This is a genomic window from Amycolatopsis taiwanensis DSM 45107, from assembly GCF_000519205.1.
GTDB classification, from domain to species: Bacteria; Actinomycetota; Actinomycetes; order Mycobacteriales; family Pseudonocardiaceae; genus Amycolatopsis_E; species Amycolatopsis_E taiwanensis.
The window spans coordinates 536,103-558,255 of sequence record NZ_KI912598.1 but is presented as its reverse complement, the minus strand read 5'-3'; the positions used below and the strand labels follow the sequence as shown (position 1 = coordinate 558,255).

The window sequence follows — 22,153 nt, the reverse complement described above, 5'->3', positions numbered from 1 at the left end:
GGCGCGCGACCGCCACCCGGTCACCGCGTGGCTCCCGGTCTCGGCCGAGCGTCGAGCGGGAAGCGGTGCAGCGCGCTGGCGATGAGTTCGGTGGCGAACTCGGTGGTGGTTTTGCCCTGCACCTCGACCTCGTCCCAGTTGTCCAGCGGGTCGAACTGGGTGCGAAGCTCAGCGACGGCCTGCCGGGCGGCATCGCAGGGTGCGCAGTCGCGTTCGTGGACAGTCACGATGTCTCCCGGGTCGCGGTTTCGATGGCGTCGGTGAGCAGGTCAAGCACGAGCCGCCAGGCGCGCCGGCGCCCGGTCCAGTGCGTGTCCACGTGGTCGCGGCAGAAGTAGCCGATGTGCCAGCCTTTGGGTTGCGGCCACAGCTCGTGCGGGCGCATGAGCTTTCGCCAGCGTGGCTCCGGAAGGGTCTCGACCCACGCGGTGATCTCGGCGCGGCGCGGGTCGTCGCCGACGAGCGCCGCGAGTTCGTCCCAGGTGATCAGGTTGGCGGGGGTGCGGCTCCAGCCCCAGGTTTCGCCGCGCTCGCGGGCACCGGCCCACCACTCGCTCGCGGCTTCGTAGCGGAGGCCGGCGTGCGACACGCAGTACGCCCAGTCGCCGTTGGCGTGCGGGGCGTGGGTGTCCTCCCGCTGCCAGCGCCGGAGCTCGACGATGATCTGCAGCGCGTCGGGCATGGCGTCCCGTAGGCAGGTGAGCACGTCGACGTGGTGCTGCCGCTCGGCCGCGAGCACGGTGCCGAAGAGGTCGAGTTGGACGGTCATGAATCCTCCCGTTCGGGTCGTTGGGGCTTGCTCGTCAGGTGCCAGCCGAAGCAGTCAGGGCAGTGGTAGGCGCGTCGTTCGAGGCGGCGGCCGGGTTTGGGGCTGGACCAGATGCGGCTCAGGACCCGTGCGGCGCGCTGGGCGCTGCGGTAGCGGGTTTTGCCGCTGGGGCAGGCGGTCACGGTGCCTCCGGGTTGACGAGCTGGATGGCGACTCCGGGGATGCCGAGTCCGAAGTCCGGATCCGACGACGCCGGGCGGAGTGGGGCGCGCAGCTCGGTTTCGTCGATGCTCACGCCAGGCCGGTCGCCGAACACGCCGGCTGGTGCGCCGATCCAGCGGAAGGGCTCGCCGCAGTCCGCGCAGTTGACCCGGATATCCGCGGCGAAGGCCTCGACCGGGCCGTCGTCGATCACAGTGAGCCGGTTGACTGCGACCACAGCGGCGAAGTTCTCGTGCTGACAGGGGCGATCCGGGTTGATCACGATGCCTCCACAATGGACTGTTTGGCTTCTCGGCGGCAGAAGGCGCAGGCGAGGGTTCCGTCTCCTCTGGCGCCGATGGGGATTCCGTGTCGGCATTTCTCGCGCGCGGTCGATGGTTGCGTTGGGAGGTGAGTAGGTGCTGGTCGGTTTGGTGGAGTGGTCACCTGGTCTGGTAGGGGGTCACTGGCGAGCCCTGATGTGGGTCTCTGGTGACCCCTAATCGCGGTTTCACTGGTCTGTGGTGAGCCCTGATCGTTGTTTTCAGGGCCGGTTTCTGGCCCCTGATCGGGGTTTTCAGGGCTCGATTCCGACCCCTGATCCGTGGTTTCAGGGCTATCGGCTGACCCCTGATGTTTCTTCGCGCGCCGCGTCTGCTCGGCCTCCGCGCGGCGGGTGGAGATCTCCGCAGCGGCGGCGTCGATCTCGCTCGGCGTCCGCCATTGCAGGCGCTCCAGCAGGTCCTCGGCGATGATCAGCCGGTACTCGTCGCCGTGGCCGCGGCGGCGGTTGCCGCGCTTGTGCAGCGCGAGCAGGCCGGCGCGGACGAGTTCCTGCCGGGCCCGCTTGACGGTCTCGTACGACAATCCCGTGAGCACGGCGAGCCGGGGCAGGCCGGGCTTGACGCGGGTGCCGTCCGGGTCGGCGTGGGTGCGCAGCACGAACGCAACCAACTTGGTCGTGGCAGGCAGCTGGGAGGCCATGACGAGGCGCTCCCAGCTGAACAGGTCGAACTCGTCGCTCATCGGGCGCCGCCGAGCGTGAGCTGCAGCGGCCGCTCACCCCCGAGACGCTTATGCAGCTCCCGCAAGCCCTTCGGAGTCACGCGGACCTGACTGCCGAGCTGCGGTTCCTTCGTGTGCGGGTGCTCGTAGGGCAGCATCCGGCACGCCAACCGTCCGGCGTCGATCTCCCGCTGGTACGGCTTGCCCTTCCGGTCGACCCATCCGAGGTCGTGCAAGGTCTTCATGAGCCGGTTCTGCCCGGTCGCGATCGCGGGGTCGCGATTGAGGATCTGCGCGGCGTCGCGCAGCGAATAGTCGCCGACCTCTTCGCCGGCCAGCGTGTCCCACGCGTGTGCCGCCGGTTCCAGCGCTTTCACTTGCTGCTCGGCGAGTGCTGCGCGGTCTTCGGCCTCGATCACCATCTGCGCCAGCTCGCGCCGGCCGAGCTGGGTCACCGAGTAGCGGCCGGTCTTTCGCAGCGCGGGCAGCACCTCGTGCGTAACCCAGCGTTTGAACGGCTTGGCTTCGGGTTTGCGGCTGCGCAGGATCAGCGAGTACAGGCCGGGCTCGGACACGATGGTCACGGCCTGCGGGCCGCCAGGGGTCCGGATAGTCTCCGTACCCTTTTCGTCGTCGTCGAGTCCGCGGGTGGCGTCGTAGGTGTCGCGGATGCCGAGCACCGCACACACGTCCGCGGCGACGAACCACGGTTCGCCGTCCCGGGTGGTGGTGCGGACCTGCCGCCCCGAGTACTCGAACGGGATCAGGTCGGTCATGCTGCGGCCTCTTTCGGTTGGTGTGGCGCGAGTCCGAGGCAGTCGCGGATCCTCGCGGCGGTGTAGGTGCTCATGCGGGTGTGTTCGGCGATCTGCACATCGGTCCAGCCGAGTTCGTGCAGGTGCCACACGAGGTCTTCGCGGTCGCGTGTGGACAGCGCTTCGGCGGGCAGTTCGCCAGCGCACGCGGCTTCCCAGCGCCATCGTGGTGAGCGCAAGCCGGACGGGGCGGGCGAGGCGGTGAGCTGGCAGCCCGTGCTCGTTGCCTCGCGTGGCAATTTGAGCTTGCGGCGCACAGCGCACCTCCTTTCGTGGTGTGGACACCGGGCCGCCCCGCGGTGGTCGGGGCATCTCGGGGCGGCCCGGCAGCGTGTGGGTTATGCGTCGTCGCGGCCGAGGAACTCGAGTTCGCGTTCGACTTCCAGCGGTAGTTCGACCTGGCCGGTGCGGCGTTCGTAGGCGCGCCGCCACAGGCGCCGGACCTCTTTGCCGTCCGCGCTGGTGCCGAGAAAGCCTTCGATGGCGCGGACGCGCAGGGTGGGGATGGCTTCGCCGGTGTCGACCTTGGTCGTGATCTTGGTGCAGTCGACCAGGGCGATGATGACGTGGCGTCCCTCTGGGTCGCCGACGAACGCGCGTGCGAGCTGGTCGAGTCCGTTGCGGTCGTCGCCGGGCAGGGTGCCGGACAGGCTGGCGCTCATGCGCGGCTCGCCTTCGGCTCGGCACCCCGGATCTCGCTGGCGAGCAGCCGGAGGTCATCGCCGTCGGGCCAGTCGGAGCCCTCCTCGTCGGCGTCGTCGATCTCCTCGGCGATGGTTTCGAGGACGCTCACGGCAACGGCCTGCGCGTAGGCGCGGCGCTCCTCGAGCGTGGTCGAGAATCCGGTCTCGTCGATGGCGCGCATCCCGCCGTCGACAAGCCGCTCGGTGATGTCCTGCTCGGGCATGTGTGTCTCCTTGGTCAGTAGTCGGATGGTGTCGGCAGGGGCAGGCCGAGCAGCGCGGCGAGCGCGATCAGGCCCGGGCCGTGGCGCTCGACCGCGGCGGTGATGGCCTGCTCGGTGATGTCCTCGGCGGTCACTGGCGCCTCCGTTCCGGTTCCCAGTCGGCCAGCTGGTCACGCAGCTGGCCGAAGATCTGCGCCCAGGCGTCGGGCACCTCGAGCGGGACGTCGCCGCTCCGGTCGCGGATGTGGGCGCGCGGGTAGGGGTGGCCGCACGCGCACGGACCGGGGACTGCGCCCGGCTGGTCGGCCGGGTAAAAGTGCTGGTGCCGTTCGCCGTCCGAAGAGGACCGTTCCTCGAGCGCTTTCTGCAGCGCGGCGATCCGGCCGTTCAGATCGGCGCGCTCCTCATCGACGGCCTTGAGGTAGCGCTCGATAAGCGCCTGCTTGCTGGCGACCTCGCCGCGTGCTGCTTCCAGCTGCTCGGCCAGTCGTCGGTTCTCGCTGGCCGCGCGCTGCTGGTCGGCCTTGAGCCGGTCGCAGCTTCGGGCGTGACCGTCAACGATTCGGCGCAGCTCCGCGATCACGCTGTCCTTGTGCTCCAGCTCGGCCGCCGCCAGGTCGCCACCTGTCGATGTGCCGAGCAGCGGCCGTACTGCGTCGGCGAACGCCGTGATCGTCTCGGCGGGTAGTGGGTCGTCCCCGGCGCGGCGCGCGAGCTTCTCGTCTACGCGCCGCAACAACAGCTCGACGTCCGGCTGATTGCTGTCGATCGCCTTTGTCATCGCTGCCTCCGGTACATGTCCGCGTCCGGGCAGGTGGCGTGATGCTCGGTGCGCAGGTCGGTACCGGCGGCGCGGGCGCCGGCCAGCTGCCGGTCGGTGAGCACCGCGGCGACGAGCTGCCCGCGGTCGAGCTGCAGCAAGACGTTGCCCTTGGCCGGGTTCGGGTTGTAGTCGACCGGCATCTGGTTGCCGGTCTTCGCCGAGACGGCCCACACAATCGACGCTCGGCAGGAGCGGCATTGGGCGTGCCGCGGTGCGAGGTTCAGCGTGGTCATGGCAGCACCGCCGGCGGGACCATCGACGACGCGTACAGCGCGGCGCCGATCGCCGCGCCGATCAGGAACAGTGCGAACCAGGCGCCGAGCAGGACGAGACCAGGGCCGGTACGGCGGGTGCGGGACTGCTGCGGGGTATCGGTGATACGGACGGCCATCACGAACTCCAGTGGATGAACGCGGCGCCGTCGCGGCGAATGAGCGAGATCGCTTCGTCGCAGAACTCTGCAGTGATCTCCGCGGACTGGACGTAGGAATCGCGCGCCTGCGACCGGTAGACCAGGATCGCCGACGGCCTGCCGAGACTGTCGCGTCCGAGCGTGACGGCCAGCACTTCAAGTCCCTCGGTGAGCCCGAAAACGAGCCCCTTCGCGGTGCTGTACGACTCGCCCCACGCGGTGTTCCGGTTGGCGTTCCGGTCCTTTTCGGACCGATACCAGTCGAGCACCTCGCTCTCGGTGGGCAGCTCCCTCCACATATGCTCAGCCGCCCCGAATAGCGGTGACTCGGACATGACGCCGAGCGGGTCACACTTGCGCAGCTCGTCGGCGATCTCCAGCGCGCGGGCCTTCGCGGTCTCCAGCGCGGGGATGCTGCCCTCGGTCAGCTCGAACTCGTACTCGTCGGAATCACCGCGGACCGGCTCGAAGATCCAGTAGAGCGATCCGCGCTGGTGCGGGTAGTCGCCGGCCCCATTCGAGCCGATCATGTCCGGAACCGCGTGGTTGAACCCGCTGCCGTTGTAGGAGGAACGCAGGTAGCGCCGGTCGAACAGGTGCTCGGGATACTTCTCCGAGGGGGCCGACGGCAGGCCGGGCGACGGCGGGAGGTTTGCCGCCTCGCGCGAGACCTTGCGCGCCTCATCGTCAAGATCCTTAGCGGTTTCCCACCAGTCTTCCCACGCCTTCTCGTGCGCGTCGCTGTAGGCCTGCTCGCCCTTGCTGTAGAGGTAAACGTCGAGTCCCATCAGGAGACTGCTCCTTCGGTGAGGTGGTCGCTGAGTTCGGGAGTGCGGAATCCGCCGTGGTCGTCAAGCAGCACCAGGCCGTGCCAGAGCACGACCGGCACGTCGGCCGGCAGGGTCTGGCCACGGCGCACCAGCCACCCGCACGTCTCGATGTAGGCGCGGGCACCGCGGGTGTTGGTGACCTCGCCGTGGCACCCGCTGCACAGGTGCAGCAAGTTGCTGGGCTGGTTGATCCACGGCTCGCGCGAACCGCCCATCTGACGGCCACACCGGTGATGGATCTCAGCCGCCGGCTGGATTCCGCATTTCTCGCACACGCCGCCGGAACGCTCGCGGACGATGTCCCGCACCTTGCGCGGGATCTGCTGCGCCTTCACCGTTTGCCGTCCTGCCGGAGGTGGTCGAGGTACTCGGCCAGCAGCGCAGTGTTCGCGCGCAACAGCTGCCGTCCCTTGGACCACTTGGTGAAGTCGGCCGCGGTCTGCGCGGCGGTGCGGCCGCGCCGTTTCGTGATGTCCCGGATGCGCTCGCGCAGCTCGGCAGGCTCGTCCGGCACATCGACCTGCGCGGGTTCGTCGCCGGGTGCGGGCTCAGGCTGCGCCTGGCCGTCCTGCCCGGGTTCCGGCTCGACCGGGTCGGCGGCTACCGGTTCGCGCTTCCACATGTCCAACGCCACGCCCATGGTCATTGCGGCGTTACGGATCGCGTCGCCGATCAGCTCTTTCCAGAACACGCCGCCGCGTTTGCCAGGCGCGTCGCCCACACCGAGCACGGTCTTGCCACCGACAGTGAGCCGGATCCACAGACATCCGTCCTGCAGCAACGGCAAGCCTTCCGGGGTGAGCGCCATCGGTTCCCACGCCCAGTCCGGGTCGACGCTGTTGAGCCGCTCGCGCACGTAGGCGTGGCCGACGTAGTCGAGGTGGACGTGCGCGGTCGTCAGCGTCCGGCCACACTCGACGCACTCGGCCCACTTGTGCGCGGTGCAGCCGCCCACCTTGCATGGCTGGCAGGTGATCTCCGGCCGGGAGCCGACCGCGTCGTCGGGGAACGGCGCGGCCAGCTTGGCCAGCAATTCCGGCGTCACGAGTCGCCGCCGGGGAGCACGTCGAACAGGTCGATCTCGCCCCTGTCGAGCATCTGTACCACCGCGGGCATCGCGTCGTCGGTGGGCAGGCACGCCACCACACCCTCGCGGGCCTGGACCTCGACACCGGGGACCTCGGCCTCGCCGCCGGGCCCGACCACGAACCCACGCTTGCTGGACTCGGTGAGGATCGCGCGGACGATGTCGGGGTCGGCCTTGCGCACCTGCCGCACCAGGTGCGGCGCGTGCACGAGCAGGACTTCCTTGATCTCCTCGTCCGCGCCTTCGACGAAGACGAGGTCTTCGATCAGGCGCTCCGGGTAGTACTCGGCGATCCACTCGCGCAGCGCGGCCGCGTCCACGACCAGCGCCAACGGCTTCGGGTCCTTTTTGGACACCGCGCCGATCTTCACACCGTCCGCGGTAACCGCCGTCAACCGATCGCCGCGCTCCATCCGGGCCGCGATCTCCGCGCGCGCCAGGTCATAAAGCCCTTTGATGTGGTCCGCGAGCAGCTTGTACGCGGCCACCTTCACGGTCAGGTTGTCACTCACACTCGTCCTCGGGGTCTTGGTTGTCCTCGCCGCCCTGGGCGGCCTTCCTGCTCTGCTGCCCGGCCGCCGCGGTCTCCGCGGCGCGCAGGTCGCACATGTCATCCGGCCAACCGGAGTCCGTACGGGTCGCCATCACGAACCGTCCACACTGGACGCCAGAAGCGGCTTGCACTGCCACTCGTAGACCGGGACCTCTTCGGTAACCTCGGTCTCGGGGATCTCGGCGAGCGCCTTCTCGACCGCTTCCGGGTCCCGCTCCTTCCGGGTTACGGTCTCGGTGCCGACCTGCACGCGTTCGCACACCTGCTCGCGGTCGGTCTGCAGGTGGATGCTCACGGCGCCGAACCGCGCCTCGACGACCGCGAACTTGTCGCTGTAGCGCTTCTCGACCGTGCCGTTGTCGGCGTATGCGGCGGCGACGCGCGCGAACAGGCCGAGCGCTTCCGCGTCCTCGCCGAAGCAGTGCTGCGAGAAGCTCAGGTACCGGAAGCGCTCGGCCAGCTCCGGGTGCTCTCGCAGCATGGCGGCCATGCGCTCAAGTCCCTCAGCCTGGCGAATGTGCAGCGGGGTCTCGGTGGTGGTCATCGCGGGGTAACTCCGATCTCGACGACGATGGGTTTTCCAGAGGTGGGTGACTGCTCGACGAGCGCCTGGCGGGCGGCGCGCGGCGCGCACACGCGGCAGGTCTCGGCCACGGTGAGCGGCTCGGTCGGGTCGGTCGGGGCCGGGTCGCCGTACACGGTCACGTCGGCCAGGCGCGCCGGGTCCACGTCGCACCAGGTGCACGGCCCCGGGGGGTTGGCTTCGACCAGACGCACGTCGGCGCCGAACTGGGTGAGCTGGTCGGCCAGGTCCAGCAGTTCGGCGGCCGACGCATGCGCGGCACGGTGCTCGTCGAGGCGATGCTTCCCGCCGCTGCCCGGCTCGACCGTGATTCCCGCATCGGCCAGCAGGCCAGCCAGGTGCTCGTCCACCGTCCGCGCGCTCACGCCGCCATCACCCCTTCCCCCTGCTCGTCGTCCCCGTCGTCGGGCTGTGCCCACTCCGGGCTGTCCTCGCGGTGCTGGCGCTCCAACACGCGCGGGTCGATCCGCTGCACCCGGCCGAAGCCGTGCGCCTGGTCGAGCCGAACCGCCGTCCGCTTCGGCTTGCTAGCCTTCTTCCTGGCCACCGGTTTCTCCTTCGTTGCTCGGTGGTCGGCCCGCTCCGTGTTCGCAGCACGGGGCGGGCGCTTTCTGTTGTGGGACCCGGCCGCCCCCGGCGGCCGGGAGATCAGGCGACGGCCTTGGCGTCGAGCACGCCGGAGGCGAGGAAGCGCTGCAGTTCCGTGTGCGGCACGACCCGGCGTTTCCCGGCCCAGACGTAGCCGAGCTTTTCGTCGCGGACGAGCTGGTCGACCGCGCGCTCGGAGATGTCGAGCAGGCCGGCCACGGTCTCGATGCGGTAGCCACGCACCTGCTCGGTGCGGAGCTGCTCGACAAGACCGGCAAGGGCCGCGGCGAGTTCGGCGTTCATGCGACGGCCTTGTCCTGCACGCGCCTCGGGCCCTTGGTGTCTTTCTCCCGCTGGGGCGGCGCGAGAGTCTCGCGCTTCGGCTGCGTGGACTGCTTGCGTGGCTCGGGGTCCTGCTCGGTCGTCGTGGCGCGGAGAGCGTTTTCGGGCAGTCCGAGGACTCGCTCGAAGCGGTGCAGCAGGCGGAGTGAGGGCTGATCGGATCCGCAGATCAGGTTGTCGAGGTAGGAGGGCTTGATCCCGGCGAGCTGGGCCAGCGCCTCGTTCGACAGGTCCTGCTTGTCCCGCTCCTGCTTGAAGAGGTCTCGGTTCATGGGGACTGACATGGCAAGGACATTGCCAGACTTAGCAAGACTTGTCAAACATCAATTCCTGGCTATTTCTGGCAAAATCCTTGCCAGATGGTTTCAGCCTCTGTACTGTCCTTGACATGGCGCAACGAGTCCTGGATCGAACCAACAAACACCCAGCTAGCCGTACGCGCTCTTGTCTTTTCCTGGCATACTCTTTGCCCATGGCGAACGCGGCTGACGAACGACGCAAGGCCCTGGGCCGGCGGATCAAGCGTGCACGCGTACGCGCCGGCTACCGGAGCCAGAAGGCGTTCGCCGACGCCATCGGGATCAGCGAGAACAGCGTGGCGAGAGCCGAGATCGGCGACGAGCGCATCGGCGACAAAGTCTTCGCCGCCATCGAAGACGGCCTGGGCTGGGGAGAATATGTCGTCGCCGAGTACCTCGAAACCGGCGACGAATCGATCTTCACAGACAGCGAACCCGCACCCGAACCCGCCGAGCCAGCACGCCCGAGCCGCGACGAGCTGCTGATGCGCTACCGGCAGTTGGAGGGCGTCATGGAGATCGTGGTGGAGGAGCAGCGCCGCTGGCGCGAGCGCGAGGAAGACGTCCGCCGACAGATCCGCGAGATCGACGCGGTGCTATCGGGGGAAATTTCCTCACCCGAAAGGCGCAACGTCGGGTAAACGATAAGTAACGATCTTGCAATCGCTGTTCACACGAGTAGGTGTAATGGGGATTACGTTAAGTGGACTATTGCCTACCCACCGCGAGAATGAATGTCCACGCCTAACGAAAACACTCACCCGAGCAGCGCTGAACGGCTACTCGCGAGCATCCGGCAACGGATCAAGGACCTCGAAGAGAAGCCGACCGACGCCGGAGGTGAACTACCACCGGGCTCGGCCCGGGCGAGGGCGATGCGACGCTGGGGACTTCTCTCCGCTGTTCCGCTCGTCGGCACGGCGGCGTGGCTGCTGCGCGATCGCCTCCGCTCGGTATCTGCTGCTGGACTGGCCGCCAGCGCGACGATCATCGTCGGGCTGCTGTTCATCCCGAGCGACAAAACGACACCGCCCGATATGGCGCTGCCGACCATCCCACCGCCAGGAATGACCGGCAGCAGCCCATCGCCCGCTATCCCCACGGTGCCCACCACGACGCCGAATCAGGAGCCAGGCATGAAGAAGATACCCACCGCCGACCGGCTGGCGCGGCAAACGCGCGGCTCGTCCAGCTGGACACCACCGGCCTCGACACCAGGCCCCTCGACATCGGGCCCCACGATGCCGGGCAGCTCGATGCCGGGCAGCCCGACGACCACACCGCCGCCGAGCTCGTCCACGCCCCCCGACCCGGCCGGCCTCGACTGCGGCATCCGAGTGGACCTGGACCCGCTGCTCGACCTGTGCCTCCTGCGGAGACCGTGATGCCCAGACCACCGACGCCCGTGGGCACCTGGGGCGAGATACACGTCAAGCAGATCTCCGAGGAACCAGCCGTGTGGGAAGCACACGCGCGGTTCAGAATGAAGAACGGCCGCTCCAAGCAGGTGCGCCGTCGCGGCGCCAGCAAGACGAAGGCAACTAACAACCTGAAGGTACGGCTAACCGAGCTGGCCAACGAGATAACCTCCGGCGAGATCACGCCGTCTACCCGGTTCGCGGTGATCTGTGAACGATGCATGGATGATCTCGCGCGCGCCTACCGGCTCGCCGGTAAGTCGCCGAGCACGCCCCGCTTGTACCGCGGCTATGTCAACAACTGGATCAAGCCAGCGCTCGGCGAGCTCCAGGCGCGCGAGGTCCGCGCGTGGGGCTGCAACGAGCTGATCCAACGCGGGCGCGACAAGTCCTACGACACGGCCAAGAGTCTGCGGGCGGCGCTCTCGCTCTGCTGCGCCTATGCGGTGCGCTACGGGGCGATGGAGGTCAATCCGGTGAAGTCCACCGAGCGCCTCGAGCGCGGCACCGCGAAGGAGATCCAGGCGCTCACGCTCGACCAGCGCATCGAGTTACGCGCCAAACTGGTCGAGCTCGGCGAGGCGAAGCAGAGCGACGCTAAGGGCCGTCGCCTCGGCCGGCGCGCACGAGTATGGCTCGACCTGCCGGACATCATGGACGCGATGCTGGCCACTGGCGTGCGGCTCGGTGAGCTGCTCGCGCTCGCCGACAGCGAGATAGACCCGAACGCGCCCACGGTGCTGATCGGCCATCACCTCGTGCGCGAGACCGGCGCCGGATTGCAGCGCTTGGCGTACCGGAAAGGCAACGGCAACGGGCTACTGCTGGCCGTACCAAATTGGTCCGTACCAATGTGGCGCCGGCGCAAGGTCGCCGCAGCACCCGGCGGTCCGATCTTCCCATCATGGAATGACCAGTGGTCGGACCCGTCGAACGTCGGCGGCCGGATGCGCGAGGCATTCGACGCGTGTGGATTCGAGTGGGTCACCAGTCACGTGTGGCGCAAGACCGTGGCCACCGTGCTCGACGAGGCCGGTCTACCGACGACTGCGATCGCAGACCAGCTCGGCAACAGTCCGCAAGTGGTCGAGCGCCACTACCGACGCAAGCGAGTGGCCAATCAGGCCACCGCAGAAGTCCTAGAAATGATCTTCGGCAACGCCGAAGGGGAAGGGTGATTAGCAAATGAAAACGTGCAGTTTCCGTGATATCGATCATCACGGGCCCGGAAATGAAAGAGCCCCAGGCATCTGGCCTGGGGTGAAGCTCCCCCGGTTGGACTCGAACCAACAACCCTTCGGTTAACAGCCGAATGCTCTGCCAATTGAGCTACAGGGGAACGCTGCGTGCCCGGATCGCTCCGGGCTGACGTAGGGCAACTTTAGCGCATGTCTGATCGTCCCCTGCAGGCACCCCCAGGCCCGGGGACAATGAGTTACCGGGGCGCGGAGGGTGAGGAGGCGTGGCGATGAAGTCCTTCCTGCTGGGCGCACTGGCCGGGTATGTGCTCGGGACGCGGGCCGGGCGGGCGCGGTACGAGCAGATCGTGCGCACCTACCACAAGGTTGTCGATCATCCCGCGGTGCAGGGCGCGGCGGGTGTGGTGCGGGCCAAGGTCAGCGAGAAGACGGGCGGGCGGAGGTCGTCCGCGCGCCGGCACCACGGGCACCGGGGCGCGGGACCTGCGTCCTGAGCTTCAGAGCACTCGCGCGACGGTGAAGACGCGACGGAAGGGGAACCAGGTGGTGCCGTCCGGACGCGGCGGGTATGCCTGGTCGAGCAGCGGTGACAGGTCCGCCCGGAACGCCTGCCAGCTCTCCTCGGACAGCGCCGCCTTGATGGGTCGCAGGGCCGTGCCGCTGATCCATTCCAGCACGGCATCCGGCCCCGTCAACCGTTGCACGTACGTCGTCTCCCAGGCGTCCACGACGCATCCGGCATCGGTGAGCAGGTCCGCGTAGCCTTGCGGGTCGTCGACGGCGTTCTCGTCGCGGATGGTGGTCCCGGCAAGCTCGGCCGCCCATTTCGGGGTCGCGGCCAGCTCTCGCACGACGGCGTGTGACGGCGCGCCCAGGTTGCCCGGCACCTGCATCGCCAGCCACGCCCCCGAAGGGAGCTGACCGGCCCAGCGCCGCAACAGGTCCCGGTGCCCGGGCACCCACTGCAACACCGCGTTGGTGACCACGACGTCCGTGTCGACCGAGGGCATCCAGTCGTGCACATCGAGCAGTTGCGCGTCGATCCCGGCCGCCCGCGCGGCTTCGACCATCTCGGGGGAGCTGTCGCCGGCTTCGAGGGTCGCCCCGGGCCAGCGTTTGGCCAGGCTCGCCGTGAGGTTCCCGGGCCCGCAACCCAGGTCGACCACGCGCCGGGGCGCGGTCGCGTCGATCCGCGTCACCAGGTCGTAGAACGGCCGGGCCCGCAGATCTGCGTAGTCGAGGTACTTGGCTGGATCCCACATCACGCCTCCAAACAGTACGATCGTACTGCTAGGGCTCGGGCTGCGCCAGCCGTTCGGCGGCCTCGCGGGCGATCGCGGCCGCCACCGCCGGGTCCACGCCCGGATCGGCCCGCGCCTGCAGCAGCACACCGTCCTGCCCAGGGACCTTGCGCTGCACGAACCACACCCCGCCCCCGGACACCTCCTGCCGGTGCCGGGCGCGGATCGAGGAGTCCACCCGCTGGTGCACCATCCACGGCACCTTCCCCGGCCGCGGCAGGTCGAACCGCATCGGCTTCCGGTCCGTCAGCAACACCGCGCTGCCGGCCGCGCCCAGTTCCTCCGACTCGATCACGGTCAGCGTGCGGTCGGCCCACGTCGCCTTGCTGATCAGATGCCACCCGACGCGCCGCCCCTCCGGCAGCCACAACCCCAGCTCCGTCACCACGAGGTGCCCCCCACCAGCCACGGCCGCCGCGGCCAGAGCGTTCTCGCCCTCATCAAAGGTCCCGGGGAAGTCGTCCGGCAGCTGGTCGCCCATCAGCCGCCGCAGCCAGCTCATCGCATCTCCTCCGCGAATTTCCGCGCGACCGCGATCGTGCCTAGTCCATCCCGCCGATCGCCTGTTCCCGTAACGCCTTCCGGTACTCCTCCAGCGCCACGAGGTCACCGAACAGCGCCTTGTAGTCGTCGGGGGCCTCCACCGGGGACAGCCGCTGCAGCTTCGACTTGATCTCCGCGATCTGCCGCCCGACGAGGTTCTCCTGCACCGCGGCGAGCATGCTTCCAATGTAGGAAACATCGACCTCTCCCTTGGCGCGCAAGGGTTCCACGGCCAGTTCCGACAGCAGCATCCGCACCGTCCCCTGCGGCGCGTGCGGGCTCGCGGCGTCGATGAGCGCCGGACCGGACAGCCCGCCGCTCGTCCCACCCGCCTTGAGGATGGCCCGGTGCACGGCGACGTAGGCCGGGTGCGTGAACGCCTCCTCGGGCAGCGCGTCGTACTCCAGCCCGGTCAGGGCCGGCTCCTGCAGCACCGCCTTGAGCACCTCGCGTTGCGCCATCAACTGCGGGTCCTTCGGCGACGGCCGCGCGATGTCCGGCCCCGCCCCGTTCGACGGCTGGGCCGGCCGGCGCACCTTCGCGGGCACCGCCGCGCCCGCGCTCTCCCGCACCCGGCGCACCACCATCGCCTCGTCCTGCCACCCGACCCACCAGGACAGCTTGGTGGCGTACCCGTCCCGCTTGGCGCGGTCCTTGATCTGCGCGACCAGCGGCACCGTGCGCTGCAACGCGGCCACCTGGCCGTCGACCGAGTCCAGGTCGTACTGCCGGAGGATGCTCCGGATCGCGAACTCGAACAGCGGGATGCGCCGGGCGACCAGATCGCGCACCGCGGCCTCGCCCTTCGCCTGCCGCAGCTCACACGGGTCCATGCCCTCCGGCGCGACCGCGATGTAGGTCTGCCCGGCGAAGGTCTGGTCACCCTCGAACGCCTTGAGCGCGGCCTTCTGCCCGGCCTCGTCCCCATCGAAGGTGAAGATCACCTCGCCGCGGAACGTGTCGTCGTCCATCAGCAGGCGGCGCAGCACCTTCATGTGCTCCTCGCCGAAGGCCGTGCCTGACGATGCGACCGCCGTGGGCACGCCGGAAGCGTGCATGGCCATGACGTCGGTGTAGCCCTCGACGACCACCACCTGATGCCGCCGGGCGATCTCCCGCTTGGCCAGGTCGAGCCCGAACAGCACCTGCGACTTCTTGTAGATCGGGCTTTCGCTCGTGTTGAGGTACTTGGCCTGGATCTGGTCGTCGTCGAACAGCCGCCGGGCCCCGAAACCGACCACGTCACCGGAGAGATCCTTGATCGGCCACACCAGCCGCCGGTGGAACCGGTCGATCGGGCCCTGCCGGCCCTCCTTGACCAGCTGTGCCTTGAGCAGCTCGGGCAGCTCGAACCCGTTGCCGAGCAGGTGCTTGGCCAGCTTGTCCCAGCCGGCCGGGGCGAAGCCGCAACCGAACGCGCGTGCCGCGGCCTCGTCGAAGCCGCGCTCGGCCAGGAATTCCCGCGCACGCTGGGCCTCCGGCGTGCCCAGTTGCCGGGCGTAGAACTCGGCGGCGGCCTTGTGCGCCTCGACCATCCGGGTGCGGGTGCCGCGGTCGCGCTGCACGCTGCCGCCGCCACCCTCGTAGGTCAGCCGGAAGCCGACCCGGTCGGCCAGCCGTTCGACGGCTTCCACGAACCCCAGGTGGTCGATCTTCATCAGGAACTTGATGACGTCGCCACCCTCACCGCAGCCGAAGCAGTGGAAAGTGCCGTGGGTCGGCCGTACGTTGAACGACGGGGTCTTCTCGTCGTGAAACGGGCACAACCCCTTGAGCGCTCCCCCGCCGGCGTTGCGCAGGGCGACGTACTCGCCCACGACCTCGTCGATCCGGTTGCGCTGGCGTACCTCCGCGATGTCACTGTCCCGGATACGACCTGCCACGCGTCTACTCTACGTCCACACCAGGTCATCTATCGTCAAGGCCATGTGCAGTGCAAACACGCTGGTCGGCGAGTTCGAGATGTTGCGCCCACGGCTGACCTCCGTGGCGTACCGGCTGACGTCGAGCGTGTCCGATGCCGAGGACGCCGTGCAGGAGTCGTGGCTGCGACTGGCCGGGCTGACCGAGGAGCAGCGCGCCGGAATCCGCGACCTCACCGGGTGGCTGACCACGGTGGTGGGACGGATCTGTCTGGACCGCCTCCAGTCCGCGGCCCTCCGTCGCGAGCGATACGTCGGCCCGTGGCTGCCGGAACCGGTCATCACGCCGGTGGGCGCACCGGGCGAGGACCCGTTGGACATCGCGGTCCGCGACGAGGGCGCGCGGATGGCCGCCCTGATCGTGCTCGACAAGCTGACGCCCGAACAGCGCGTCGCGTTCGTGCTGCACGACGCCTTCTCCGTGCCCTACAACGAAATCGCCGAGATCCTCGGCGTTTCGGTCGACGCGGCACGCCAGCATGCCTCACGGGGACGCCGCGCGCTTGGCGACGCGCAGCCCCCACCCCGCCTCAGCATGGCCGAGCAGCAGGAGGTGCTCGACCGGTTCATGTCCGCCGTCCTGGCCGGGGACGTTCGCGCGGTCGCCGAGGTCCTGCACCCGGACATGGTGTTCATCGGCGACAGCGACGGCAAGGCCAGGAACGCCCGGCGGATCATCGTCGGCGCCGAGAAGATCCTGCGGTTCTTCTCCGGGCTCGTGCGGATGTACCCGCCGGGTGCGCTGGGCACCGGACGCGCGGTGCTGGTCAACGGGGACCTCGGCTTCCACCTGCCATCGCTGCAAGTCGACGGGTACCAGAAGCTGGACGAGCACGTCGGCACGTTCGCCATCCGGGACGGCCGCATCGAGGCCATCTACGACGTGGCCAACCCGGACAAGCTCAAGCCGGCTTTTCGTGGGTTTGCGTCGTCGGCATAGGCACCCGGCACGCGTCCCCGGAGGTGAAGCCCTGGTCGACGATGCCCAGGGCGCTGTACATCCGCGAGCGGCTGTTCTCCACCGCGATCTGGTAGGTGAGTTCGACGACGCCGGCCGCGCCGAATTCGCCTTCCAGCTCCGCGACCTGCTCGTCGGTGACGGTCACCGGGGACGAGGTCATCGCATCCGCGTAGGCCAGCGCCAGGCGTTCCTGGCGGGTGAACACCGGCGAAGTGGCGTAGTCGTCGATGTGCTTGAGGCGGTCGATGTCGAGACCCTGGTGCTTCTGCAGCATCGTGCCGAAGTCCACACACCACGAGCAGCCCAGGCGCACCGCGACCCGGTACACGGCGATTTCCCGCACGTTGTGCGGCAGGACCCGGGACCCCTTCTCCACCAACAACTCGTGCACGGCGCTCGCCCGGAACACGCCCGGATGGTGGGCGGCCACGGCGAAGGGTTCCGGCACCGCGCCGTAGCGCTTGCGGGCGTAGCGGTAGGCGAACTTGCCCAGGATTCCAGCCTTCTCCAGGGGCACTTGAGGCAGACGGGGCATCGCTCCTCCTCGAGGATTCGTGGTCGGTTCACGAGGAGGACGAAGTCGCGCCCAAAGTTGTGACAGTGGCGTGGGTGACAGTCAGGACGTCAGCGCGTGCACGTCCCACAGCCAGACGCCGTCCACGTACTGCGCGGGCTTGTGCAGCAACGACTCCACGGTGGACTGCAGCGCGTCCTGGTTGTCCTGCGGCGCCAGGACGATCACGTCCGCGTGCCAGTACCGCAGGTCGTCCAGGGCTTGTTCGCGCTGCCCGTCGGAGATCTCCGGCACTTCTCCCTTTTCCCGCACCGTGTTGAGCAGATCCGCGGTCGGCCGGTTGGGTGCACCGTAACGGCCGTGCTTGTCGTTGGGACCCATGGGGCCGACGAAGTAGCCGTCGGCGATGGGAAAGCCGAGGTCCGCTTCGGACTGCCAGCGCAGGGCGCGTGCGTCCCCGCTGTTGGGCAACGGCACCGCGACCACGGAGCCCGTGGTGACGTACTGCTTCCAGGTGCCGTCGGTGAAGAACTGCGGCGTGGGCGGGCGGGAAATGGTTTCCAGCGGCGTCGGCGCGATGGGCAACAGGATCGCGACGAGCACGCCGATCCACACCCCGCGCAGCGGCAGTTCGCGCGCGTTCAACGACCCCGCGGTGCGGAAGACGTGATCGGTGGCGATCGCCAGCAGGGCACCGATCGCCGGGATGCAGCCCATTGCCAGTCGAGACTCGAGCAGGGAATCGAACAGCGGCAGGTTCGCCAGCAGCTTCCACGGGCCGGGAATGCCGGTGTCGTAATGGTCGACGACCAGGTAGACGCCGAGTGAGAGCCAGGCCATGACGAACATCGAAATGGCGATCGCGCGGGCGAACGCCATGCGCCACAGCCAGATGGTCAACGCCACCATGAGCACGATCAGCGGCCAGCCGAAGAACGCGTTCTCCTCGGTGCGGTTCAGCGAAACGTCCGCCGCGGGCTCGGCCTGGCCCGCCACGGACTCGGTGGCGAACCGGGTGAAGGCCGCGGTGTCGTTGCCGACCATGCCGTGTTCGAGCGTCTGGTAGCTCTGGTCGCCGAAGAACTGGACCCACAGCGGATAGGCGGTGATGGCCACCGCGATCACCCCGGCGATCGCCAGCCCGATGGCCATCGGGCGCACCATGGGCGGCACCTGGCGCGGTCGGGAAGCGGCGTAGGCGATCGCGAACACCGCGAACGCGAGCATCGAAATCAGGAGCGGTTCCTCGCCGAGGAACACCTGATACGCGACCAGCAGGCCGAGGATGACACCGTCTCGGACCGGCCGCTGCCCCTGGGCCAGGCGGATCAGCCGCAGCACGATGAACGGGATCACGAACAGCCCGACGAAGTTCGGGTGCGCGTTGCCGTGCGAGATCATCGGGGGCGCGAAGCCGCAGAACGCTCCGGCGATCGCGGCGGCGACCCGCGAGGTGACGAGATGGCGCGAGAACACCCAGTACCACGCGGCCGCGGTGCCGGCAAGGCCGCCGGTGAGCGTGATCGCCCAGGTCACCGTCGGTCCGAACAGCATGGTGATCGGCGACAGCGGGATCCCGAGGCCGAACATGGCGGTGTTCGCCATGAGGTTGACCCCGAGCGGGTAGTTCTGCAGGTCCGAGTTGAGCGGGTTCTCCCAGTGCCAGACCGAGTGGGCGGTGACGTCGAAGAACCACTCCCACATGTTCTGGTCCTGGGCGCTGTTGTAGAGATAGCCGTCGCCAAGGTGCAGCCACAGGCCGGCGTAGATCCCGAACGCGGCCAGTGCGTAGCACAGCATCACGACGGCGTCGGCGCGGTTCCAGCGCCGCGGCTTCAGTTCGGGCCGCAGCACCGTCTCGGGCGCCTCCAGCAACGCGGTCACTCTCGCTACCTCAAGGTTCGACAACGCGGGCGAAGAAGTAGACCACACCGGCTTCCGCGTGCCGCACGAGGAGCAGGAAAGGACGGTCCACGACGACCTCGACCGGCTCGGCCGTGATCATCGACAAGGTACGCATGGTCACCGCGGTGGCCGCCGCCCCCTCCAGTCCCTCTTCGTCGAGTCTCAGCACGGCCTGGTGCACGACGTTGTCGACCCAGACCGGCCGGACGGGAGTGAGCCGGGTGAAGTCCGCCGCGTCCCGGTCGAACATCGTGCGCACGCCCAGCGCCGGCAGCAGCTCCCCCAGCGTGGACCGGGTGTCCACCCGGAACTTCGGCATCGACAGCTGGACCTGCCGGGTCGCCTTGCGCGACAGCAGGTTCGCGAAGGCACTCTCATCCAAAGAGGACTCCTGCTCGACCAGGCTCTGATCGGGCAGCAGGATGATCGCCGACACCCGGCCGACGGCACCGAGTTCGACGAGCTGCCAGCCATTCGCCGCGGCGTAGCCGTGCAGCTCGGCCTGGCGCATCATCGGCACGCGCCGGGTTCCCGACGGGCTGTGGAAGTCCGCTTCCTCGGTTCGCCGGAAGGGATGCACCCAGCTGCTCTTGAGGTACAGGGCGTTGACCAGGCTGGCGAGCGTGTCGCGGTGCACGGCCCCGGGCGGGAGCAGCTGGGGAATCAGGTCGTGGGTGGTGCCGGCCACCTCGGCGTTGATCACGCGCCGGGCCCGTTCCGGATCGGTGGCGAACGGCGCCGGCTTCACCTCGCCGCGCGGCCAGGCGGCCAGCTCGCCCACGAAGTCCTGCTCCAGTTCCAGTTCTTCGGCGGCCCACAGCGTGTTGGCCACTTCCAGCACCGGCGCTTCCCGGCCGCTCTGCTCCGGCAGGGTCGCGGCGACGCGCAGCAACTCGGCCTGCTTGGCGATGTCCGGATCACCACCGGTCAGCAGGCGGACGAGCTCATCGGCGGTCTCGCCGCGGGCCGCCTGCGCGGTCAGGCCGAGCGCGCTGGCCACCGAGTAGGGCGAGAAGCACGAATCCCCGCCGTCCCCGGCGACGATCCGGTGCAGCGCGAAACAGAATCTCAGGTGGTCACGTTCCGGACCACGCAACTTGAGCTTGGTCACCGCCCCGACGGTACCCCAGCCGCGTCCAGTGGTGGGTGAGCTTCCCGGCTTTCGACGGGATTTCCCCTGGTCAGCTACGCGCCTACGGTCAATGGCGGCCGGTGTGCCAGGCGTGCCAGGTGACGGCCTGCGCGTCGGTGAGCGAGGCGACCTGGTCGATCACCACCCGCAGGCGCGCGGCATCGTCACCGGCCGCGTGCCAGGCGGGGTGGAAGACGGTGTCGAGCGACTCGGGGGCGCGGCGCACCAGCGCGTCGACGAGCTCGGCCAGCACCTGCCGCTGACCGTCCTGCACGGCCAGCCGGCGCCGATCGCTCATCACGTAGCGCAACGCCAGCGCCTTGAGCAGGGCCACCTCCGCGGCCACCTGAGCCGGCACCGCCAGGGTGGCCGCGTACCGGCGGAGCGGGCCGTCACCGTGGGCCTCGCGGGTCCCGGTGACGGCGGCCGCGGCGAACCTGCCGACCAGCTCGCTGGTCAGCCGCTTGAGCGCGATCTGCGCGGCGGGCGAGGCGTCGTAGCTCGTCAGCACCGCGACCACCGGCAACGCGAGCAGCTCGCAGGCGGCGCCCTCCAACACGGACACCGACTGGTTCGAGAAGTGCTTGGCCGCCAGCTCGGCGACCGCGGTGCGCTCGTCGGCGTCGGCGAGCACCGCGAGCGTGATCCGCCCGGCGAGCACGCCGTCCTCGACGTCGTGCACCGAGTAGGCCACGTCGTCGGCCCAGTCCATGATCTGAGCCTCCAGGCAGGTCCGCCCCGCCGGCGCGCCCTCGCGTAGCCACGTGAACGCCGCCAGGTCGTCGGCGTAGACGCCGAACTTCGCGAGGCCGGCCCGCCGCGGCCACGGGTACTTCGCGGCGGCGTCCAGACAGGCCCGGGTGAGGTTGAGGCCGGCGCCGTCGACCTTCGGTTCGAGCCGGGTCAGGATCCGCAGGGTCTGCGCGTTGCCCTCGAACCCACCGCAGGCCCGCCCGGCCTCGTCCAGCGCCTGCTCGCCGTTGTGCCCGAACGGCGGGTGCCCGATGTCGTGGGCAAGGCCCGCGGTGTCCACCAGATCCGGGTCCGCGCCCAGCTCCTCGGCGATCCCCCGGCCGATCTGCGCGACCTCCAGGGAATGGGTGAGCCTGGTCCGCGGCGCGCCGCTGATCTCGGTGCCCTCCCCCGGGCCGACGACCTGCGTCTTGCCGGCGAGCCGGCGCAGCGCCGCGGAATGCAGCACGCGCGCCCGGTCACGGGCGAAGGGACTCCGCCCGTCGGCTCTGGCCCCGGGCAGGGCCGCCTCCTTCGGCGGCTCGGACAGCCGCCGCTCAAGGTCGTGCTCGGTGTACACGCCCACACTCTATGGCGCGCAACCGACAATTTCCGGGTCTCTCAACGAAGGCCGGTGCCGCCGATGTCGTCCGCGGGCGTCTTGGTGAGCAGGTAGAACAGCAGCGCTCCGGTCTCCCGGTAGATGTACATGAACTGCGTCAGACGGGTCTGCACGATGGGGCCGCTGTGCGTCGGTGACGCCCAGGCGGCCATCCCCGCGTCGTCGGCCATGATCCGGGCACGCAGCGAGTGCCAGGGGTCGCTCACGAGCACCGCCGTGTGCCAGCCCCGCGCCTGCACGGCGGCCGCGACCGCACGCAGGCTGCCCAGCGTGTCGCTGCCCTCGCCGACGGCCAGCGTGCTCGACGGCGGCACCCCCTGCTCGATCAGCCACTGTGCCCCGGCCGAGGCTTCGGTGTAACGGTCGCCGGAGCGGTTACCGCCCGCGGTGACGATCACCTTCGCCACGCCCTGGTCGTAGAGCTGCTTCGCATGCCGCAACCGAGCCTGGAAGATCGGTGACGGCTTGCCGTTGTACTGCGCGGCGCCCAGCACCACGATCATGTCGGCCGTTGGCCGGTCGTCGTCACGTGCGGCCTGCCAGACCCGCACCGCCGTGCCCCCGATCAGCAGCAGTGCGACCAAGACCGTGCCGAACAGCGCCCGGCGCACCCAGCTGAACCCACGCTTCCCCACCCGGGGCATCCTCCCATCCCGCCGTCGCCACCCATCGCGCGCACCGGCAGCACGG

The 22,153-nt window shown here is 69.2% G+C and carries 34 protein-coding genes and 1 tRNA gene; 5 read left to right on the top strand and 30 right to left on the bottom strand.

The window, feature by feature from the left end:
• Positions 1-20: 20 nt before the first annotated feature.
• From A3CU_RS0137545 to A3CU_RS0137450, 21 genes are all read right to left on the bottom strand, one after another.
• Entirely contained in the window at positions 21-227 is a 207-nt protein-coding gene (locus tag A3CU_RS0137545) for a hypothetical protein (protein WP_027944249.1), read from the bottom strand.
• Positions 224-769 carry a hypothetical protein gene (locus A3CU_RS0137540; protein WP_027946575.1) on the bottom strand — a complete coding sequence of 182 codons (546 nt, stop codon included), beginning with the start codon at positions 767-769 and terminating at the stop codon, positions 224-226. The genes A3CU_RS0137545 and A3CU_RS0137540 overlap by 4 nt, the downstream gene beginning before the upstream one ends.
• Before the next feature lie 178 nt (positions 770-947).
• Complete coding sequence (locus A3CU_RS50330) at positions 948-1,253, bottom strand: hypothetical protein (protein WP_052372820.1); 306 nt, start codon at positions 1,251-1,253, stop codon at positions 948-950.
• Positions 1,250-1,996 (bottom strand): helix-turn-helix domain-containing protein, encoded by a 747-nt coding sequence (locus A3CU_RS48580; protein WP_043843768.1) that lies wholly within the window; start codon positions 1,994-1,996, stop codon positions 1,250-1,252. The genes A3CU_RS50330 and A3CU_RS48580 overlap by 4 nt, the downstream gene beginning before the upstream one ends.
• Positions 1,993-2,751 carry a BRO family protein gene (locus A3CU_RS0137530; RefSeq protein ID WP_043843766.1) on the bottom strand — a complete coding sequence of 253 codons (759 nt, stop codon included), beginning with the start codon at positions 2,749-2,751 and terminating at the stop codon, positions 1,993-1,995. The genes A3CU_RS48580 and A3CU_RS0137530 overlap by 4 nt, the downstream gene beginning before the upstream one ends.
• Positions 2,748-3,047: a hypothetical protein gene (locus A3CU_RS48575; protein WP_027944245.1), complete on the bottom strand. Its 300-nt coding sequence runs from the start codon at positions 3,045-3,047 to the stop codon at positions 2,748-2,750. Before A3CU_RS48575 ends, A3CU_RS0137530 begins: the two co-directional genes overlap by 4 nt.
• Positions 3,048-3,128: 81 nt before the next feature.
• Complete coding sequence (locus tag A3CU_RS0137525) at positions 3,129-3,452, bottom strand: hypothetical protein (RefSeq protein ID WP_027946573.1); 324 nt, start codon at positions 3,450-3,452, stop codon at positions 3,129-3,131.
• Positions 3,449-3,697 carry a hypothetical protein gene (locus A3CU_RS0137520; RefSeq protein WP_027946572.1) on the bottom strand — a complete coding sequence of 83 codons (249 nt, stop codon included), beginning with the start codon at positions 3,695-3,697 and terminating at the stop codon, positions 3,449-3,451. Before A3CU_RS0137520 ends, A3CU_RS0137525 begins: the two co-directional genes overlap by 4 nt.
• A gap of 130 nt (positions 3,698-3,827) precedes the next feature.
• Positions 3,828-4,478: a coiled-coil domain-containing protein gene (locus A3CU_RS0137510; RefSeq protein ID WP_027946571.1), complete on the bottom strand. Its 651-nt coding sequence runs from the start codon at positions 4,476-4,478 to the stop codon at positions 3,828-3,830.
• Complete coding sequence (locus tag A3CU_RS48570) at positions 4,475-4,753, bottom strand: hypothetical protein (RefSeq protein ID WP_052372818.1); 279 nt, start codon at positions 4,751-4,753, stop codon at positions 4,475-4,477. The genes A3CU_RS0137510 and A3CU_RS48570 overlap by 4 nt, the downstream gene beginning before the upstream one ends.
• Positions 4,750-4,911, bottom strand: coding sequence for a hypothetical protein (locus A3CU_RS53145; RefSeq protein WP_156960746.1), 162 nt, complete (start codon positions 4,909-4,911; stop codon positions 4,750-4,752). The genes A3CU_RS48570 and A3CU_RS53145 overlap by 4 nt, the downstream gene beginning before the upstream one ends.
• Positions 4,911-5,720 carry a hypothetical protein gene (locus A3CU_RS0137495; RefSeq protein ID WP_027946570.1) on the bottom strand — a complete coding sequence of 270 codons (810 nt, stop codon included), beginning with the start codon at positions 5,718-5,720 and terminating at the stop codon, positions 4,911-4,913. Before A3CU_RS0137495 ends, A3CU_RS53145 begins: the two co-directional genes overlap by 1 nt.
• Positions 5,720-6,097: an HNH endonuclease gene (locus A3CU_RS48565; protein ID WP_052372816.1), complete on the bottom strand. Its 378-nt coding sequence runs from the start codon at positions 6,095-6,097 to the stop codon at positions 5,720-5,722. Before A3CU_RS48565 ends, A3CU_RS0137495 begins: the two co-directional genes overlap by 1 nt.
• Complete coding sequence (locus A3CU_RS50325) at positions 6,094-6,807, bottom strand: hypothetical protein (protein ID WP_052372814.1); 714 nt, start codon at positions 6,805-6,807, stop codon at positions 6,094-6,096. Before A3CU_RS50325 ends, A3CU_RS48565 begins: the two co-directional genes overlap by 4 nt.
• Positions 6,804-7,361, bottom strand: a complete 558-nt coding sequence (locus tag A3CU_RS0137480) for a hypothetical protein (RefSeq protein WP_027946569.1) — start codon at positions 7,359-7,361, stop codon at positions 6,804-6,806. Before A3CU_RS0137480 ends, A3CU_RS50325 begins: the two co-directional genes overlap by 4 nt.
• Entirely contained in the window at positions 7,354-7,494 is a 141-nt protein-coding gene (locus A3CU_RS53140) for a hypothetical protein (protein ID WP_156960745.1), read from the bottom strand. The genes A3CU_RS0137480 and A3CU_RS53140 overlap by 8 nt, the downstream gene beginning before the upstream one ends.
• Positions 7,494-7,946: a hypothetical protein gene (locus tag A3CU_RS0137470; RefSeq protein ID WP_027946568.1), complete on the bottom strand. Its 453-nt coding sequence runs from the start codon at positions 7,944-7,946 to the stop codon at positions 7,494-7,496. Before A3CU_RS0137470 ends, A3CU_RS53140 begins: the two co-directional genes overlap by 1 nt.
• Positions 7,943-8,350, bottom strand: coding sequence for a hypothetical protein (locus A3CU_RS0137465; protein ID WP_027946567.1), 408 nt, complete (start codon positions 8,348-8,350; stop codon positions 7,943-7,945). Before A3CU_RS0137465 ends, A3CU_RS0137470 begins: the two co-directional genes overlap by 4 nt.
• A complete protein-coding gene (locus A3CU_RS0137460; RefSeq protein WP_027946566.1) occupies positions 8,347-8,532 on the bottom strand; it encodes a hypothetical protein in 186 nt (61 codons plus the stop codon). Before A3CU_RS0137460 ends, A3CU_RS0137465 begins: the two co-directional genes overlap by 4 nt.
• A 101-nt stretch (positions 8,533-8,633) precedes the next feature.
• Complete coding sequence (locus A3CU_RS0137455; RefSeq protein WP_027946565.1) at positions 8,634-8,876, bottom strand: MerR family transcriptional regulator; 243 nt, start codon at positions 8,874-8,876, stop codon at positions 8,634-8,636.
• Positions 8,873-9,199 (bottom strand): helix-turn-helix domain-containing protein, encoded by a 327-nt coding sequence (locus A3CU_RS0137450; protein ID WP_084144144.1) that lies wholly within the window; start codon positions 9,197-9,199, stop codon positions 8,873-8,875. The genes A3CU_RS0137455 and A3CU_RS0137450 overlap by 4 nt, the downstream gene beginning before the upstream one ends.
• A gap of 188 nt (positions 9,200-9,387) precedes the next feature.
• On the opposite strand from A3CU_RS0137450, the gene A3CU_RS0137445 reads away from it, so the two are divergent.
• From A3CU_RS0137445 to A3CU_RS0137435, 3 genes are all read left to right on the top strand, one after another.
• Positions 9,388-9,855 carry a helix-turn-helix domain-containing protein gene (locus A3CU_RS0137445; RefSeq protein WP_027946563.1) on the top strand — a complete coding sequence of 156 codons (468 nt, stop codon included), beginning with the start codon at positions 9,388-9,390 and terminating at the stop codon, positions 9,853-9,855.
• Positions 9,856-9,948: 93 nt separating this feature from the next.
• The gene (locus A3CU_RS53135) at positions 9,949-10,599 is read left to right on the top strand and encodes a hypothetical protein (RefSeq protein ID WP_156960743.1); all 651 of its coding nucleotides are present in this window, start codon (positions 9,949-9,951) and stop codon (positions 10,597-10,599) included.
• A gap of 20 nt (positions 10,600-10,619) precedes the next feature.
• Positions 10,620-11,810, top strand: a complete 1,191-nt coding sequence (locus A3CU_RS0137435; protein ID WP_027946561.1) for a site-specific integrase — start codon at positions 10,620-10,622, stop codon at positions 11,808-11,810.
• Positions 11,811-11,898: 88 nt separating this feature from the next.
• Here A3CU_RS0137435 and A3CU_RS0137430 read toward each other — a convergent pair.
• Positions 11,899-11,971: transfer RNA gene (locus A3CU_RS0137430), tRNA-Asn, on the bottom strand.
• Positions 11,972-12,100: 129 nt separating this feature from the next.
• On the opposite strand from A3CU_RS0137430, the gene A3CU_RS0137425 reads away from it, so the two are divergent.
• A complete protein-coding gene (locus A3CU_RS0137425; RefSeq protein ID WP_027946560.1) occupies positions 12,101-12,325 on the top strand; it encodes a hypothetical protein in 225 nt (74 codons plus the stop codon).
• 3 nt (positions 12,326-12,328) lie between these two features.
• On the opposite strand, the gene A3CU_RS0137420 is transcribed toward A3CU_RS0137425, so the two are convergent.
• The 3 genes from A3CU_RS0137420 to dnaG are packed head-to-tail and all read right to left on the bottom strand — an operon-like array spanning position 12,329 to position 15,558.
• Positions 12,329-13,093 carry a trans-aconitate 2-methyltransferase gene (locus A3CU_RS0137420; protein WP_027946559.1) on the bottom strand — a complete coding sequence of 255 codons (765 nt, stop codon included), beginning with the start codon at positions 13,091-13,093 and terminating at the stop codon, positions 12,329-12,331.
• Positions 13,094-13,121: 28 nt separating this feature from the next.
• Positions 13,122-13,634, bottom strand: coding sequence for a hypothetical protein (locus A3CU_RS0137415; RefSeq protein ID WP_027946558.1), 513 nt, complete (start codon positions 13,632-13,634; stop codon positions 13,122-13,124).
• A gap of 40 nt (positions 13,635-13,674) precedes the next feature.
• Positions 13,675-15,558 carry a DNA primase gene (dnaG, locus tag A3CU_RS0137410; RefSeq protein WP_027946557.1) on the bottom strand — a complete coding sequence of 628 codons (1,884 nt, stop codon included), beginning with the start codon at positions 15,556-15,558 and terminating at the stop codon, positions 13,675-13,677.
• Between the two features lie 43 nt (positions 15,559-15,601).
• Between dnaG and A3CU_RS0137405 the strand changes: the two genes are divergently transcribed.
• A complete protein-coding gene (locus A3CU_RS0137405) occupies positions 15,602-16,537 on the top strand; it encodes a sigma-70 family RNA polymerase sigma factor (RefSeq protein WP_027946556.1) in 936 nt (311 codons plus the stop codon).
• On the opposite strand, the gene A3CU_RS0137400 is transcribed toward A3CU_RS0137405, so the two are convergent.
• The 5 genes from A3CU_RS0137400 to A3CU_RS0137380 all read right to left on the bottom strand — a co-directional run bounded on the left by A3CU_RS0137400 (position 16,500) and on the right by A3CU_RS0137380 (position 22,107).
• The gene (locus tag A3CU_RS0137400) at positions 16,500-17,093 is read right to left on the bottom strand and encodes a carboxymuconolactone decarboxylase family protein (protein WP_027946555.1); all 594 of its coding nucleotides are present in this window, start codon (positions 17,091-17,093) and stop codon (positions 16,500-16,502) included. The two genes, A3CU_RS0137405 and A3CU_RS0137400, sit on opposite strands and share 38 nt — an antisense overlap.
• An 81-nt stretch (positions 17,094-17,174) precedes the next feature.
• Positions 17,175-18,956, bottom strand: a complete 1,782-nt coding sequence (locus A3CU_RS0137395; protein WP_027946554.1) for a DUF6541 family protein — start codon at positions 18,954-18,956, stop codon at positions 17,175-17,177.
• 10 nt (positions 18,957-18,966) lie between these two features.
• Positions 18,967-20,088, bottom strand: coding sequence for a serpin family protein (locus A3CU_RS0137390; RefSeq protein ID WP_245617498.1), 1,122 nt, complete (start codon positions 20,086-20,088; stop codon positions 18,967-18,969).
• Positions 20,089-20,176: 88 nt separating this feature from the next.
• Positions 20,177-21,421: a deoxyguanosinetriphosphate triphosphohydrolase gene (locus A3CU_RS0137385; RefSeq protein WP_156960742.1), complete on the bottom strand. Its 1,245-nt coding sequence runs from the start codon at positions 21,419-21,421 to the stop codon at positions 20,177-20,179.
• A gap of 41 nt (positions 21,422-21,462) precedes the next feature.
• Positions 21,463-22,107, bottom strand: coding sequence for a YdcF family protein (locus tag A3CU_RS0137380; RefSeq protein ID WP_043843763.1), 645 nt, complete (start codon positions 22,105-22,107; stop codon positions 21,463-21,465).
• Between the last annotated feature and the right edge of the window lie 46 nt (positions 22,108-22,153).

Bases quoted from the DNA above. Each gene is read 5' to 3' on its own strand.
- A3CU_RS0137510 (WP_027946571.1), bottom strand. From the start codon at position 4,478: ATGACAAAGGCGATCGACAGCAATCAGCCGGACGTCGAGCTGTTGTTG.
- A3CU_RS0137520 (WP_027946572.1), bottom strand. From the start codon at position 3,697: ATGCCCGAGCAGGACATCACCGAGCGGCTTGTCGACGGCGGGATGCGC.
- A3CU_RS48580 (WP_043843768.1), bottom strand. From the start codon at position 1,996: ATGAGCGACGAGTTCGACCTGTTCAGCTGGGAGCGCCTCGTCATGGCC.
- A3CU_RS0137495 (WP_027946570.1), bottom strand. From the start codon at position 5,720: ATGGGACTCGACGTTTACCTCTACAGCAAGGGCGAGCAGGCCTACAGC.
- A3CU_RS0137420 (WP_027946559.1), bottom strand. From the start codon at position 13,093: ATGTGGGATCCAGCCAAGTACCTCGACTACGCAGATCTGCGGGCCCGG.
- A3CU_RS0137405 (WP_027946556.1), top strand. From the start codon at position 15,602: ATGTGCAGTGCAAACACGCTGGTCGGCGAGTTCGAGATGTTGCGCCCA.
- A3CU_RS0137445 (WP_027946563.1), top strand. From the start codon at position 9,388: ATGGCGAACGCGGCTGACGAACGACGCAAGGCCCTGGGCCGGCGGATC.
- A3CU_RS48570 (WP_052372818.1), bottom strand. From the start codon at position 4,753: ATGACCACGCTGAACCTCGCACCGCGGCACGCCCAATGCCGCTCCTGC.
- A3CU_RS0137400 (WP_027946555.1), bottom strand. From the start codon at position 17,093: ATGCCCCGTCTGCCTCAAGTGCCCCTGGAGAAGGCTGGAATCCTGGGC.
- A3CU_RS0137470 (WP_027946568.1), bottom strand. From the start codon at position 7,946: ATGACCACCACCGAGACCCCGCTGCACATTCGCCAGGCTGAGGGACTT.
- A3CU_RS0137450 (WP_084144144.1), bottom strand. From the start codon at position 9,199: ATGTCAGTCCCCATGAACCGAGACCTCTTCAAGCAGGAGCGGGACAAG.
- A3CU_RS0137380 (WP_043843763.1), bottom strand. From the start codon at position 22,107: ATGCCCCGGGTGGGGAAGCGTGGGTTCAGCTGGGTGCGCCGGGCGCTG.
- A3CU_RS0137540 (WP_027946575.1), bottom strand. From the start codon at position 769: ATGACCGTCCAACTCGACCTCTTCGGCACCGTGCTCGCGGCCGAGCGG.
- A3CU_RS53135 (WP_156960743.1), top strand. From the start codon at position 9,949: ATGTCCACGCCTAACGAAAACACTCACCCGAGCAGCGCTGAACGGCTA.
- A3CU_RS0137530 (WP_043843766.1), bottom strand. From the start codon at position 2,751: ATGACCGACCTGATCCCGTTCGAGTACTCGGGGCGGCAGGTCCGCACC.
- A3CU_RS53140 (WP_156960745.1), bottom strand. From the start codon at position 7,494: ATGGCGACCCGTACGGACTCCGGTTGGCCGGATGACATGTGCGACCTG.
- A3CU_RS0137425 (WP_027946560.1), top strand. From the start codon at position 12,101: ATGAAGTCCTTCCTGCTGGGCGCACTGGCCGGGTATGTGCTCGGGACG.
- A3CU_RS0137525 (WP_027946573.1), bottom strand. From the start codon at position 3,452: ATGAGCGCCAGCCTGTCCGGCACCCTGCCCGGCGACGACCGCAACGGA.
- A3CU_RS0137455 (WP_027946565.1), bottom strand. From the start codon at position 8,876: ATGAACGCCGAACTCGCCGCGGCCCTTGCCGGTCTTGTCGAGCAGCTC.
- A3CU_RS53145 (WP_156960746.1), bottom strand. From the start codon at position 4,911: ATGGCCGTCCGTATCACCGATACCCCGCAGCAGTCCCGCACCCGCCGT.
- A3CU_RS0137415 (WP_027946558.1), bottom strand. From the start codon at position 13,634: ATGAGCTGGCTGCGGCGGCTGATGGGCGACCAGCTGCCGGACGACTTC.